This window comes from Streptomyces sp. NPDC014991, from assembly GCF_043080665.1.
In the GTDB taxonomy this organism is placed as follows: domain Bacteria; phylum Actinomycetota; class Actinomycetes; order Streptomycetales; family Streptomycetaceae; genus Streptomyces.
Map to the genome: position 1 here is coordinate 129370 of NZ_JBIBVY010000010.1, position 15638 is coordinate 145007.

At 74.6% G+C, this 15638-nt stretch carries 2 protein-coding genes; one reads left to right on the plus strand and one right to left on the minus strand.

Going from position 1 to position 15638, the window contains the following annotated elements:
* Positions 1-89: 89 nt before the first annotated feature.
* On the minus strand, positions 90-1166 hold the full coding sequence (locus tag ACF1BE_RS17870) for a polyprenyl synthetase family protein (RefSeq protein WP_392199971.1): 1077 nt from the start codon (positions 1164-1166) through the stop codon (positions 90-92).
* Between the two features lie 275 nt (positions 1167-1441).
* On the opposite strand from ACF1BE_RS17870, the gene ACF1BE_RS17875 reads away from it, so the two are divergent.
* A complete protein-coding gene (locus tag ACF1BE_RS17875) occupies positions 1442-15637 on the plus strand; it encodes an amino acid adenylation domain-containing protein (RefSeq protein WP_392199972.1) in 14196 nt (4731 codons plus the stop codon).
* Position 15638: the final 1 nt, after the last annotated feature.

A 15638-nucleotide genomic window follows, 5' to 3' on the forward strand; every position in this document is an offset into this window, starting at 1 on the left:
GACGTGTTTGGGGGGGGGCGCGGGGGGGCCGCCCCCCCCCGCCGGCCTCCCCCCTCTCCGCGTTCCGCGATTCCCTTCGGTCCTCTCGGTTACCGGTCGCGGTACACGGCCTGTGCGGCCATCCGCCGCAGACCCTCCGCCCAGGTCGGGCGCACCGTCCCGCGCAGCGCCTCCTCGGCGGCGGTCAGCCGCTCCGTGATGACCGACTCCACCCGGTCGCGGACCCCGGTCCGCAGCAGCAGGTCGTGGAGCGCGTCCGGATCGGCGGAGGCCAGGTCGTCACCGACCAGTTCCCGCACCTCGGGCACCGTCTGCAGGGCCAGCGACATCAGCAGCGTCATCTTGTGCTGCTTGAAGTCCAGGCGGGCCGGCTTTCCGGTGGCCGCGGAGCTGCCGAAGGCGTCCAGCAGATCATCGCGCAGCTGGAACGCCTCGCCCACCGCGAGCCCGTAGGTCTCGAAGGGTGCCAGCAGGCCGTCCGCACCGGCCAGCCGCGCCCCCATGGCCAGCGGACGGAAGACGGTGTACCGGCCGGACTTGAACAGCGCGATCCAGCTGGACAGCTCGGCATCGGGGGCGAACTGGGCCGCCGCCCGGACATCCAGGAACTGGCCGATCAGCAGTTCCGTGCACAGCTCGCCCCACACCGGCCGCACCCGCTGCGGACAGCCCGCCAGGAGCCGCTCCGCGTACACCAGGGCGAGGTCACCGGCCAGGACGGCGACGCTCTCGCCGTACCGCCGGGGTGTGCCGCGCCAGCCGCGCTCCGCGTGCAGCGCGGCATGGGTGATCTGCGCCGTCGACGTGCCGCGGCGCAGCTCGGCCTCGTCCATCACGTCGTCGTGCAGCAGCGCGAAGCTGTGCAGCAGCTCCAGCGCCGCGGCGACGTTCACGATGTCCTCGCCGTCCGGGTCACCGCCGGCGGCCAGATAACCGGCCACGCAGAACGCGGGGCGCAGCCGCTTCCCGCCGCTGCCGACCATGCGGGCGACGGACTCGATGAGTTCGACGGAGTCCGGATTGAGGGACTCCCACAATCGGCGTTCACCGTCCAGGAAATCTTTCAGGCGCAGCTCGACGCGGTGCAGCAACTCGTCGCGAACCGCTATTTCTTCCATGAGTCCGGTGTCCGTGAATTCCCGGCTCACCGGCGGGGCGGTCGACATGTCAGCTCTCCTCGTGCCGGGGCAGCGATCGGGCCGGGAACCAAGCGAATGACGCTGCCTCATGGTGTCCGATGGCAGGCCCCATTCTTCCGGGGCGGACGGTGTCCGTAGGGGCAGAGGCAGCTCCTCGTCCAGCGGCCGTCCAGGCGGGACGATGCGGCCGCGCCTAGTCTCCGACATGGCAAGCGGGCCGATCCATGTGAACTGACCGCGGCGGCGAAGAGCGCCTGTCGTCGGTGGCCGCCGCATTTCCCGGGTGAATTTGACGAGGAGTCATGGAGCGATCTCAGTCTTTCGTCGACGGTGCGCAGATATTTCCTCTGACCGGCGCCCAGGCAGGGGTGTGGTTCGCGCAGCAGGTGGACCCGGACAGCCCGATCTTCCGCGCCGCGGAATACCTGGAGATTCACGGCGCGGTCGACCCGCAGCTTTTCGAGCGGGCGCTGCGGCGCCTCGTCGACGAGGCTGACGCGCTGCACGTGCGGTTCCTGGACACCGACGAGGGCCCCCGGCAGACGGTCGGTCCGGCACCCGAATGGACCCTGCACGTACTCGACGTCTCCGCGGCCGCCGATCCCCGGCGGGCCGCCGAGGAGTGGATGGGCCGCGATCTGCGCCGGCGTGTGGACCTCACCCGCTCCCCGCTGTTCACCCAGGCCCTGTTCCGGGCCGGTGAGGACCGGTGGTTCTGGTACCACGCCTACCACCACATCCTGCTGGACGGCGTCGGCGCCTCCCTCCTGGTCCGCCGTGCCGCGCACCTGTACACGGCCCTGGCCGAGGGCACCGACCCCGAGCCGTCACCGTTCGCCTCCGTGCGCGTCCTGCTCGACGACGACGCGGCCTACCGCGCCTCCGCCGCCTTCGACGAGGACCGCGCCCACTGGAACGACCGTTTCGCCGACCGGCCCGAACCGGTGGCGCTCTCCACGCGCCCGCTGACGCCGACCGCCGAGTTCGTCCGCCGCACCGCCTTGCTGCCCGAGGACGTGCAGGGCGCTCTGACCGCGGCGGCCGAGCGGATCGGCGTCGCCCGCTCCCGGATCGTCGTCGCCGCAACCATGGCCTACCTGCACCGCCTGACCGGCCTCGGTGACGTGGTCGCCGGCCTGCCGGTCACCGCGCGTACCCACGACGAGGTCCGCAAGGCGCCCGGCATGGTCGCCAACGTGCTGCCGCTGCGGGTGGCCGTCGACTCCGCCACCACCGTCGGCGAACTGCTGCAGCGCACCCGGACCGCCCTGCGCGAGCTGGTGCCGCACCAGCGCTACCGCGGCGAGGACCTGCGCCGCGACCTCGGCCTCGGCCACGACCACCGGCGGTTCTTCGGGCCGCTGCTCAACGTCGTCCCCTTCTCCTACGACATCCGCTTCGCCGGCCACCGCGCGGACGCGCGCAACATGTCGCTGCGGCTCATCGAGGATCTCGCGATCTCGGTGTACGACCGCTCCGACGGCAGCCCGATCCGCGTGGACTTCGACGTCCACCCCGAGCTGTACGACGCCGGTGAACTGGCCGCGCACCAGGACCGCTACGTCCGGTTCCTGGGCCGCGTGGCACGTGCCCTGGAGCACCCCGACACTCCCGTCGGCCGCATCGGCCTCCTCGACGACGCCGAACGCGGTCTCGTCATACCCCCCGCCGAGCCCCTCACCGCCGGCCCCACGGCCACCTTCCCCGCCCTGTTCGAGCGGACCGCCGCCCGCTTCCCCCACGCCCCGGCCGTCCGCTTCGGCGACACGGTGCTCGACTACGGCGAACTCAACCGCCGGGCCAACCGGCTGGCCCGGCACCTCACCGCCCGCGGCATCGGCCCCGAGGACCGGGTCGCCCTGTTGCTCCCGCGCTCGGCCGACCTGGTCGTGGCCGTGCTCGGCGTCCTGAAGTCGGGCGCCGCCTACCTGCCGCTGGACCCCGGCTACCCCCAGGCGCGGATCGACCATGTCCTCGGTGACGCCGGGCCGGCCTGCGTCCTGGCGCACTCCGGCACCGCGCCCCTCGCCGGCGCGTCCGCCGACGCGGCAGCGGTGCTCGTGCTCGACGACCCGGACGTGGCCGCCGCACTCGCCGGCGGGCCGGGCGGCGACCTCACGGACGCCGAGCGCACCACCCCGCTCACGGTGGACCACCCGGCGTACGTCATCTACACCTCCGGTTCCACCGGCCGGCCCAAGGGTGTCGTGGTCACCCACCGCGGTGTCCCTCACCTCGCGGAGACCTTCGTCGAGCGGATGCGGGTACGGCCCGGCAGCCGTGTGCTGCAGTTCGCCTCGCTGGGCTTCGACGCCATGGTCCCCGAGCTGTGCATGGGCCTGCTGGCTGGTGCCTCCTTCGTCCTGGCGCCCGCCGAGCGCCTGATGCCGGGTGAGGCGCTGGCCGCGTTCACCCGGGAGGCCGGGGTGACCCACGCGATCCTGCCGCCGTCCTCCCTCGCCGTGATGGACCCCGCCGGTGACCTGCCCGCGGACATGGCGATTCTGGTCGCGGGCGAGGCCTGCTCCGGCGATCTCGCCGCGCGGTGGTCGGCGGGGCGGCTCTTCCTCAACGGCTACGGCCCCACCGAGACCACGGTATGCGCCACCATCAGTGAGCCCCTCTGCGGCGACGGCGAACCCCCCATCGGCCGCGCCGTCACCGGCAGCCGCGGCTACGTCCTGGACGCCGCCCTGCAGCCGGTGCCCCCCGGGGTGACCGGGGAACTCTACGTGGCGGGAGCCTCTCTGGCCCGCGGCTACCTCGGCCGCCCGGCGCTCACCGGTGAGCGCTTCGTGGCCGACCCCCACGGGCTGCCGGGCGAGCGGATGTACCGCACCGGCGACCTGGTGCGGCAACGCCCCGACGGCGTGCTGGAGTTCGTCGGCCGGGCCGACGAACAGGTGAAGATCCGCGGCTACCGCGTCGAGCCCGGCGAGACGGAGGCCGCCCTGCGCGACCTGGACACGGTCGCCCAGGCCGCCGTGGCGGTACGCCCCGACCCGACCGGCGTGCCCGCCCTGGCCGGGTACGTCGTGCCCGCCGACGGCCACGGCATCGACCTCGCCGCCGTCCGCGCCGCGCTGGCCGACCGGCTCCCCGGCTACCTGGTGCCCGCCACGCTCACCGTCCTCGACGCCATCCCCGTCACCCCGAACGGCAAGACCGACCGCAAGGCCCTGCCGGCGCCCGCCGACGAGACGGCCGGCGGGCGGGCCACCCCCTACGCCCCGCCGCGCACCCCGCGCGAGGAGCGCCTGTGCGCCCTGTTCGCCGAGGCGCTGGGCGCCGCACGGGTCGGGCTCGACGACGACTTCTTCACCCTGGGGGGCCACTCCCTGCTGGCCGCCCGCCTCACCCCACGTATCCGCGCCGAGCTGGGTGTCGAGTGCGGTGTGGACGTTCTGTTCAAGGCGCCCACCGCCCGGCGTCTGGCCGAGCGGCTCGCCACGGCCCCGGACGCACGCCCGGCGCTGACGGCGGTGCCGCACGACGGCGATCGCGCACTCTCCGCCGCCCAGCGGCGCCTGTGGTTCCTGCACCGCCTGGAGGGACCGAGCAGCGCGTACCACATTCCGCTCGTCGTGACCCTCGACGGTGACCTGCAACCCGACGCGCTCACGGCTGCCCTCACCGACCTCACCGACCGGCACGAAGTCCTGCGGACGGTCTACCCCGACCACGACGGCACGCCCCGTCAGGACATCACGGCCCCCGGCAGCGGGCCCGCCGTACGGCGCCGGGCCGCGACCGCGGCCGAACTGCCCGCACTGCTGGACGAGGAGGCCGCCCGCCCCTTCGACCTCGCCACCGAGACCCCGCTGCGCGTCACCCTGTTCACGCTCGCCCCGCAGCGCCACGTCCTGCTGCTCCTGCTGCACCACATCGCCGCCGACGGCGAGTCCGTGGCGCCCCTGCTGCACGACCTGTTCACCGCCTACGCCGCCCGTACCGCGGGCCGTACGCCCGAACTCGCCCCGCTCCCGGTGACCTACGCCGACTACGCCGTCTGGCAGCGGCGCCTGCTCGGTGACGAGGACGCGCCGTCGGAGGCGGCCGTGCGCCAGCTCGCCTACTGGCAGGACCGGCTGGCGGGCCTGCCCGACCACCTCGACCTGCCCTTCGACCGCCTTCCCGCGGCCACCGCGAGCGCGCCCCCGGCCCGCACCCTGACCACACGTCTGGACCCGGACACGCACGCCCGCGTCACCGCACTGGCCCGCTCCGCCGCGGCCACCCCCTTCATGGTGCTCCAGGCCGCGCTCGCCGTTCTGCTCTCCCGCGTCGGCGCCGGGGACGACATCGTGCTCGGTGCCCCCGTCGCCGGGCGCGACGACGAGGCGCTGCAACCGCTCGTCGGCTTCTTCAACAACACGCTGGTGCTGCGCACCGACACGTCCGGCAATCCCTCCTTCACCGAGCTGCTCGGCCGGGTGCGCGAGTGCGACGTGGCCGCCTTCGCCCACCAGGACGTGCCGTTCGAGCGCCTGGTGGAGGCCCTGAACCCCGTCCGGTCCGCCTCCCGGCACCCGCTCTTCCAGGTGATGTTGTCTCCGGACGGCGGCCGCCGCCCGCTGCCCGCCCCGGCCGGCCTGCGCCTGGGTCTCATGGATGTCCCCAACTCCACGGCCAAGTTCGACCTGTCCTTCACCGTCCGCGAGCACCACACCGCCGACGGTGCCCCCGACGGGATCCTCCTCGCACTGGAGTACCGGGCCGACGCCTTCGAGGCCGGCACCGCCCAGGACCTGCTGGACCGCTTCGCGCGGCTGCTGACCGCGTTCGCGGCGGACGCGGAACTGCGGGTGGGCGACGTACCGCTGCTCACCGAAGGGGAACTGCGGCGGTGTCTGCTGGACTGGAACGCCACGGCGGCCGGGGAGACGCTGACCGACGTGGTCCGGCGCGTGCGTGAAACGGCTGCGCGCCGGCCGGACGCGGTCGCCGTGTCGGACGACGACGGCCGGGTGACGTACGCCGAACTGCTCGTCCTCATCGACCGGATCGCCGGCCGCGTGGCCAAGGTCAGCGGTGAGCCGGAGCCGGTGGTGGCGGTGCTCGCGGAGCGCGGCCGGTGGGCGGTGGCGTCGCTGCTGGGCATCCTCGCCGCGGGTGCCGTGTACCTGCCGTTGGACACCCGTTCCCCGGTGGGGCGTTCCGCCCGGCTGGTGGCGGACGCCGGGGCGCGGCTGGTGCTGGCCGGGCCGGGCCTCGAGGCACGTTCGGCCGCGGTGGCCGCCGAGGCGGGCACGGCCGTACCGGTCGCGCTCGACGGTGAACTGCCCGGACACGGGACGGCGGTTCCGGTACCGGCCGCCGGCGACCGCCTGGCGTACGTGCTGTTCACCTCCGGTTCCACCGGGCGCCCCAAGGGCGCGATGGTGCACCACCGGGGAATGAACAACCACCTGCTGGCCAAGGTCGACGACCTGGACCTGGACGGGCGGGACGTGGTGGTGCAGAACGCACCGCTGACGTTCGACGTCTCGGTGTGGCAGATGCTCGCGGCGCTGGTGGTCGGCGGTCGTGTGGTCGCCGTGGGGCAGGAGCTGGCGACGGACGCGGTCGGCCTGTTCCGGGTGGCCGGCCGGGACGCGGTGACCGTCCTCGAGGTCGTGCCGTCCCTGCTGCGGGCCACGCTGGATGCCTGGGACGAGGGCGCGGAACTGCCCGGACTGCCCGCGCTGCGGTGGCTGGTGGTCACCGGTGAGGAACTGCCCGCCGAGCTGTGCCGCCGTTGGTTCGCCCGGTTCCCCGAGGTGCCGGTGGTCAACGCCTACGGCCCCACCGAATGCTCGGACGACGTCACGCACGCCGTGATCACCGCCGAGACGGCCGGAGCACGGCGGGTCACCTCGCCGATCGGCCGGGCCGTGCGCAACACGCGCCTGTACGTGCTGGACGACCGGCTGCGGCCGGTCCCGGCGGGCGTGCCCGGGGACCTGTACGTCGCCGGCGCGGGCGTCGGTCGCGGCTACCTGGGCGACCCCGGTCGCACCGCCGGTGCGTTCGTGGCGGACCCGTTCGCCGGGGACGGCACGCGCCTGTACCGGACGGGGGACCGGGTGCGCCGGCTGCCCGACGGGCAGCTGGAGTTCCTCGGCCGTCGCGACGCCCAGGTGAAGATCCGCGGTCAGCGGGTCGAGCTGGGCGAGATCGAGGCCCGGCTGCGCGAGGTGCCCGGCGTCACCGACGCGGCGGCCACCGTCGTGGACGGCCGGCTGGTGGCCCATCTGGTCGGCGGGGCCGACGCCGAGACCGTCCGGGAGGCGGTCTCCCGGGTGCTGCCCGAACACATGGTCCCCACCGCCTGGACGGCGCCGGCGTCGATGCCGCTGACGGCGAACGGCAAGGTGGACCGCAAGGCCCTGCCCGTACCCGATCTCACCGCTGCTGCCGGCCGGGCGCCGGCCACGGCACAGGAGGAAATCCTGTGCGGGCTCTTCGCCGACCTCCTCGGCGCGGAACGGGTCGGCGCCGACGACGACTTCTTCCAGCTCGGCGGCCACTCGCTGCTCGCCACCCGCCTGGTCGCGAGGATTCGTGCGGTCCTGGACACGGACGTCACCGTCGCCACCGTCTTCCGCAACCCCACCCCCGCCGGCCTCGCGGCGGCACTCGGTCAGCGCCCGGCCGCGCGCGCGATCCTCGCCCCGCGTCCCCGCCCCGACGTGCTGCCCCTCTCTCCCGCCCAGCGCGGCCTGTGGTTCATCAACCGGCTCGACCCCGCCGACGCCTCCTACAACATCCCGCTGGTCGTCCGCCTCACCGGCAGCCTCGACCGGCGTGCCCTGGAGGCGGCCCTCGCCGCCCTGACGGACCGGCACGAAACCCTGCGCACCGTCTTCCCCGAGGCCGAGGGCACCCCGCACCAGGTCGTCCTGCCGACGCGGCAGGCAATCCCCCGCCTGGACGTGATCGACGCCGCCGGCCGGGACGAGACGGCCCTGATCGCCTCCCTGACCGGGCGCGGCTTCGACCTGGCCACGGAACCGCCGTTGCGCGCCGGCCTGCTGGTACGCAGCCGCGAGGAGCACGTTCTGGTGCTCGTCGTGCACCACATCGCCAGCGACGGCTGGTCGACCGCACCGCTGCTGCGCGACCTGTCCGACGCCTACCGTGCCGCGCTGGACGGCCGTACCCCCGACCGGGCTCCGCTGCCCGTCCAGTACGCCGACCACGCGCTGCGGCTGCACGAGCGGCTGGGCAGCGAGGACGACCCCGACAGCGTGCTGTCCCGGCAGCTCGCCCACTGGCGGAGCGCCCTGGCGGACCTGCCGGAGGAACTCGCGCTGCCCACCGACCGCCCCCGGCCGCGCGAGAGCGGCAACGCCGGCGGCCTGGTCCCCTTCGAGATCGACGCCCCCACCCACCGGGACGTCCTGCGGACGGCCCGCGAGCACGGCGTCACGCCGTTCATGGTCCTGCACGCCACGCTCGCCGCGCTGCTCACCCGGGTCGGAGCGGGCGAGGACATCGTCATCGGCGGGTCGGTCTTCGGCCGGGACGACGACGCCCTCCGCGATCTCGTCGGGTTCTTCGTCAACTCCCTGGTGCTGCGCACCGACACCTCCGGCGACCCGACCTTCCGTGAACTGCTCGCCCGGGTCCGGCGCGCCGACATCGACGCCTTCGACCACCAGGACCTGCCGTTCGAACGACTGGTGGAAGCGCTCAATCCGGCGCGCTCGGCCGGCCGGCACCCGCTGTTCCAGACCAAGCTCGTGCTGCAGAACCTCGGGCGTCCGGTGGCCGACCTGCCCGGCCTCACCGCCGAGTTCGTCCAGCAGGACCCCGACCTGGCCAAGTTCGACCTGCTCCTCAGCGTCGCCGAACAGTTCGGCGAGCAGGGTGAGCCGGCCGGGATCACCGCCGCGGCCGGTTACTCGGCCGACCTGTTCGACCACGCCACCGTCGCCTCCCTGACCACCCGCTTCGTCCGCCTGCTGAAGGCCGCGCTGGCCGAGCCGCACCGGCGCCTGGCGGAACTGGAGCTGCTGTCCGCCACCGAGCGGGACGCGGTCCTGCGGCGGCGCAACGACACCGCCGCGGACGTCTGCCGGCACACGCTCGCCCAGCTCTTCGAGCAGCGTGCGGCCGCCTCGCCCGACGCGCCGGCCGTGGTCTGCGGCGCGCGGGAACTCACCTACGCGCAGCTCGACGAGCGTGCCAACCGGCTGGCCCGGCTGCTGCTGGCGAGGGGAGCGGGTGCCGGGGCCACGGTGGCGCTGGCGCTGCCGCGCTCGGCCGAGGCGGTCGTCGCGATGCTCGCGGCCGGCAAGGCCGGGGCCGCCTACCTGCCGCTCGACCCCGACCAGCCCGGCGAACGCGTCGGCACCCTCCTCGCCGACGCCCGCCCCGCCCTGGTGCTCACCCTGCGGGACACCCTGGAGACGGCCGCACACCTCGCCGACCGGCCCGGTGACACCGTCGTCCTGGACGACCCGGACACCGAGGCCGAACTCGCCCACCTGTCCACCGGCCCGCTCACCGACGCCGAGCGCGGTGCCCCGCTCACACCGGACGCCGCCGCCTACGTGATCTACACCTCGGGCTCCACCGGCACCCCCAAGGGCGTGGTGGTCGAGCAGCGCGCCATCGCCGAGTACGCCACGTACTGCGCGGGCCGCTACCCGGGCCTGGCCGGCCGCACCCTGCTGCACTCGCCGCTCTCCTTCGACCTGGGCCTGACCACCCTGTACGGCACGCTGCTGGCCGGTGGCTGCCTGTACGTCGCCGACCTGGACGAGCACCTGCGGGTACCGGGCGGTGTCACCTTCGCCAAGGTGACACCCAGTCACCTGCCGATCCTGCTGGAGCTGGACGAGGCCTGCTCACCCACCGCCCAGCTGGTGGTCGGCGGCGAGGCCCTGCACGCCGAGCAGCTCGCCGCCTGGCGCGAACGCCACGCCGGTGTCGAGGTCGTCAACCATTACGGCCCCACCGAGACGACGGTCGGCTGCCTGGACCACCGCGTCCCGGCGGGCGCCGCGCTCCCGGCCGGACCGGTGCCGCTCGGCCGGCCCATGACCAACACCCGGGTCTACGTCCTGGACACACGTCTCCACCCCGTGCCGGACGGCGTCACCGGCGAGCTGTACGTCGCGGGCACCGGCGTGGCCCGCGGTTACCTCGGCCGGCCCGCGCTCACCGGTGAGCGGTTCGTGGCCGACCCGTTCGGCCCGGCCGGGTCCCGGATGTACCGCACCGGCGACCGCGTCCGCTGGACCCGCGCCGGCGTCCTGCAGTACGTCGGCCGCGCCGACCACCAGGTCAAGGTGCGCGGCTATCGCATCGAACCGGGCGAGGTCGAGGCGCACCTGCTGACCGCGCCGGGGGTGTCCCAAGCCGTCTGCCTGGTCCGTGAGGACCAGCCGGGCGACCGGCGGCTGGTCGCCTACGTCGCCGCCGAGGCCGCCCACGGCGACGCCGAGCGGCTGCGCGCCCACGCGGCCGCCCGGCTGCCCGCCCATCTGGTGCCGTCCGCCGTGGTGGTCCTCGACCGGCTGCCCATGACGGCGAACGGCAAGGTCGACCGCGCCGCGCTGCCGGACCCGGCCGCCCCGTCCGGCCCGGTCAGCCGCGCCCCGCGCACGCCGGAGGAGGAGATCCTCTGCGGCCTGTTCGCCGACATCCTGGGGACCGGACCAGTAGGGATCGACGACGACTTCTTCGCCCTGGGCGGCCACTCGCTGCTCGCCATGCGTCTGCTCAGCCGTATCGCCACCACCTTGGGCGCCCGTCTCGGCATCAAGGCGCTGTTCGACGCCCCCACCGTCGCGGGCATCGCCGCCCGCCTGGCCTCGGTCCAGGACGACCGCCCGCCGCTGGTGCCCGCCCCGCGCACCGAGCGCGTCACCCTCTCCTACGCCCAGCGCCGCCTGTGGTTCCTCAACCGGCTGGAAGGCGCGGGGGACGCCACCTACAACGTCCCGCTGGTGCTGCGCATCGGCGGTACCCCCGACCGGGCCGCGCTGCGGGAGGCGCTGCGCGATCTCGTCACCCGGCACGAGAGCCTGCGCACGGTGTTCCCCGAGCGGGACGGAGTGCCCTGGCAGCGTGTCCTCGGACCGGTCGAGGGCGCGCCCGTGCTGGAGGAGACCGAGATTCAGCCCGGCGGCCTGGCCGAGGCGGTCCGCGAGACCGTCACCCGCGGCTTCGATCTGGTCCGCGAACCACCGCTGCGAGCCCGGCTGCTGACCGGCGAGACCGGCGAGACCGGCGAGACCGTCCTCGTGCTGGTCATGCACCACATCGCCACGGACGGCTGGTCGGTCGGTCCGTTCCTGCGCGACCTCGGTCGCGCCTACACCGCCCGGGTCCGGGGCGCCGCGCCCGACTGGCGTCCGCTGCCGGTGCAGTACGCCGACTACGCGCTGTGGCAGCAGGAGGTCATGGGGGACCCGCACGACCCGGACAGCCCGCTGGCCCGCCAGCTGGCCTACTGGACCGAGACGCTCACCGGACTGCCCGAGGAACTGGACCTGCCCACGGACCGGCCGCGCCCGGAGGTGGCCGGCTACCGCGGCGCGAACGTGCCCCTCGCCCTGGACGCCGGGGCCCACACCGCGCTCGCGGAGCTGGCCAGGAGCAGCGGGGTCAGCGTCTTCATGGTGCTGCAGGCCGCGCTCGCCGCGCTGCTGACCCGGCTCGGCGCCGGCACCGACATCCCGCTCGGCACCCCGATCGCGGGCCGCACCGACGACGCCCTGGACGACCTGGTCGGTTTCTTCGTCAACACCCTGGTGCTGCGCACCGACACCGGCGGCGACCCGACCTTCCGGGAGCTGCTGGCCCGGGTCCGGGAGACCGACCTCGCCGCCTACACCCACCAGGACCTGCCGTTCGAGCGCCTGGTGGAGGAGATCAACCCGGCGCGCTCGCTCGCCCGGCACCCTCTGTTCCAGGTCATGCTGGTGCTGCACAACGCGATCAGCGACCGGCCCCGCGCCGAACTGGACGGACTGCCGGTGCGGGTGGAGTCCGCCGAGGCCCCCGTGGCCAAGTTCGACCTCTCCGTCAGCCTGTGGGAGCGGCGCACCGAGGACGGCCGGCCGGACGGCATCGCCGGGCAGATCGAGTACGCCACGGACCTCTTCGACACCGCCACCGCCGAGACGCTCGCGGCCCGGCTGACCCGGCTGCTCACCGCCGCCGTGGCCGAGCCCGACCGCGCCATCGGAGACCTGCCCGTGCTGGCCGGCGAAGAACTGCACACACTGCTCACCGAGCGCAACCACACCGACTGCGTCCGGCCGGAGGCCTCCCTCCCCGAGCTGTTCGCCGAGCGGGTCGCCGGCGCCCCCGACGCCCCGGCCGTGCAGAGCGAGGACCTCACGCTCACCTACGCACAGCTCGACGCACGCGCCGAGGCGCTCGCCGGCGCACTGGCCGCGCGCGGCGTGCTTCCGGAGGACAGGGTGGCACTGCTGCTGAGCCGCCGATCGGACCACGTCGTGGCCGCCGTGGCCGTGGCGAAGGCGGGGGCCGTGTACGTGCCACTGGACGCCCGCAGCCCCGAGGTGCGGCTGCGGCGCATCCTGGCGGACACCGCGGCCGTGGCCGTCGTCACCGACCGCGCCGCCGCGCCGCTGGTCCCCGGGGGCGCCGTACCGCTCGTCCTGGTCGAAGACCTCGCCGACGGCGCGGGCGCCGACACGGACGCGGAGGGTGCGACACGGCAGCGGCCCGCCGTCCGTGCGGACGCCCTCGCCTACATCATGTACACCTCCGGATCCACCGGCGAGCCCAAGGGCGTCGCGGTCACCCACCGCTCGGTGGCCGGGTTGGCCCGGGACCGGTACTGGGGCCACGGTCCCGAGGACCGCGTGCTGTTCCACTCACCCACCACGTTCGACGCGTCGACCTACGAGCTGTGGGGCCCGCTGCTCAACGGCGGCCGGATCGTCGCGTGCGACGCGGACGCCACCGACCTCGCGGCCCTGGCCCGCACCATGACCGCCCACCGCGTGACGGTCGGCCTGTTCAGCGAAGGCCTGTTCCGGCTGCTCGCCGAGCACCACGCGGAGAGCTTCCGGCACCTGCGCGACATCTGCGTCGGCGGCGACACCCCGGCCGCGACGAGCGTCCGCAGGGTCCTCACCCACGCCCCGGCCGCCCGGATCACCAACAGCTACGGGCCCACCGAGGCCACGCTGTGCGTGGTCCACCACACCCTCACCGAACGCGATCTGGCCCGCGGTACCGTGCCCATCGGCCGCCCGCTGGACAACACCCGCGTCTACGTCCTCGACGAGCGGCTGCGGCCCGTACCGGACGGCGTCGTCGGCGAACTGCACGTCGCCGGCGAGGGACTGGCCCGCGGCTACACCGACCGGCCCGCCCTGACCGCCGAGCGGTTCGTCGCCGATCCCCACGGCCCGGCCGGCTCGCGGATGTACCGCACCGGCGACCGGGTCCGCTGGAACGCCGACGGCGAGCTGGAGTTCGTCGGCCGCACCGACGACCAGGTCAAGATCCGCGGCTTCCGCATAGAACCGCGGGAGGTGGAGCACGCCGTCGCCGCCTTCCCGGGCACCGCCCAGGCGGTCGTGACCGTTCGGGAGGACCTCCCCGGCGACCGCCGGCTCGTCGCCTACGTGGTGCCCACCCCCGGTGACCGGCCCGCCCCGGCCGAACTGCGGGCCCACGTGGCCGCCCTGCTGCCCGACTACATGGTGCCCGCCGCCTTCGTCCTGCTGGACTCCCTGCCGCTGACCGGCACCGGCAAGCTCGACCGCAGGGCCCTGCCCGCTCCGGACCGGTCCGCCACCGGGGGCCGGGCACCGAGCGACGCACGCGAACGGCTGCTGTGCGGGCTCTTCTCCGACCTGCTCGGCGTCCCCGACGTCAGCGTCGACGACAACTTCTTCGCGCTCGGCGGCGACAGCATCGTTTCCATCCAGCTCGTCAGCCGTGCCCGGCAGGCCGGTCTCGATCTCACCCCGCGCGACGTCTTCCAGTGCCAGACGGTGGCCACGCTGGCCGGGGCGGCCGCCCAGGCCGCCGCGGCGGGCGGTCGCACCGCCGGGGACGACGACGGCAGCGGGCAGGTACCGGCCACCCCGATCATGGAGTGGCTGCGTGAACTGGGCGGCCCCGTCGAGGGGTTCAACCAGTCCGTCCTGCTGCGGGTCCCCGCGGGCCTGACGGAGCGGTCGCTGACCGAGGCCGTCCAGGCACTGCTGGAGCGGCACGACGCGCTGCGCGCCCGCTTGGACCGCACCGCGGACGGCCCCTGGCGGCTGGAGATCCCCGCCGCCGAGGTCGCCGACGCCACCCGGCACGTGCTCCGCGTCGACATCCGCGACCTGCCCGAGGCGGACCTGGAGGCGCACCTGACGCACACCGCCGAGGACGCCCGGCGCTCCCTGGACCCCGACAAGGGCGACGTGGTCCGCGTCGTCTGGTTCGACGCCGGTGACGCACACGACGGGCGCCTGCTGCTGATGGCCCATCACCTCGTCGTCGACGGGGTGTCATGGCGGATCCTGGTCCCCGACCTGATGGAGACGTGGCTCGACCGCGCCGCCGGCCGCGACACCGCCCCGCAGCCGGTGGGCACCTCGCTGCGCACCTGGGCGCACCGGCTCGCCGAACGGGCCACCTCCGCGGCGGTCGAGGCCCAGCTCGCCCTGTGGGAGGGACTCACCGCCGCCCCCGACCCGCGGCTGGCCGCACAGCCGCTGGACCCGGACCAGCACACCAAGGGCACCGCCCGCCGGCACACCGCCGAGCTGCCGCCCGAGCGAACCGAGGCCCTGCTCGCCACCGGTGCCGAGGAGGCGCTGCTCACCGGCTTCGCGCTGGCCCTCGCCGAGTGGCGGCGCCGTCGCGGCACCGGCGGCGGCAGCCCCGTACTGATCCACCGCGAGGGACACGGCCGCGACGGCGACGACGCCGACGTGGACCTGTCCCGCACCGTCGGCTGGTTCACCGCCATGCACCCCCTGCGTCTCGACCCCGGCATCCGCTGGCACCAGACCGCCGATCCCGACGCCCTCGCCGGTGCGCTCGCCCGGATCGGCGAGCAGGTGCGTGCCCTGCCCGGCAAGGGCATCGGCTACGGCCTGCTGCGCCACCTCAACCCGAGAACCGCGCCGCTGCTGACCGCAGGACACAGCCCGCAGATCGCCTTCAACTACCTGGGCCGGGTGCGCACCGGCGGCGCCGGTGCCACCACCTGGGGGGCGGCACCGGAACGGGTGACCGTCGCGCCCACCGATCCCGGCATGCCGTTCGCGCACGCCCTGGAACTGAACGCGATCGTCCACGACGCCCCCGACGGCCCGCGGCTGACGGCCACCTTCTCCTGGCCCGGGGCCCTGTTCGACGAGCCGGAGATCGCGGCCCTGACCGACCTGTGGTGGGAGGCGCTCGACGCGCTGACCGGGGCCGCACCCGGCCCGGACACCGCTCCCGCCACCCCATCCGACCTGTCCCTGGTGGACCTCCTCCAGGACGAGATCGACGAGCTTGAGTCCGACTGGAGGCAGTGAA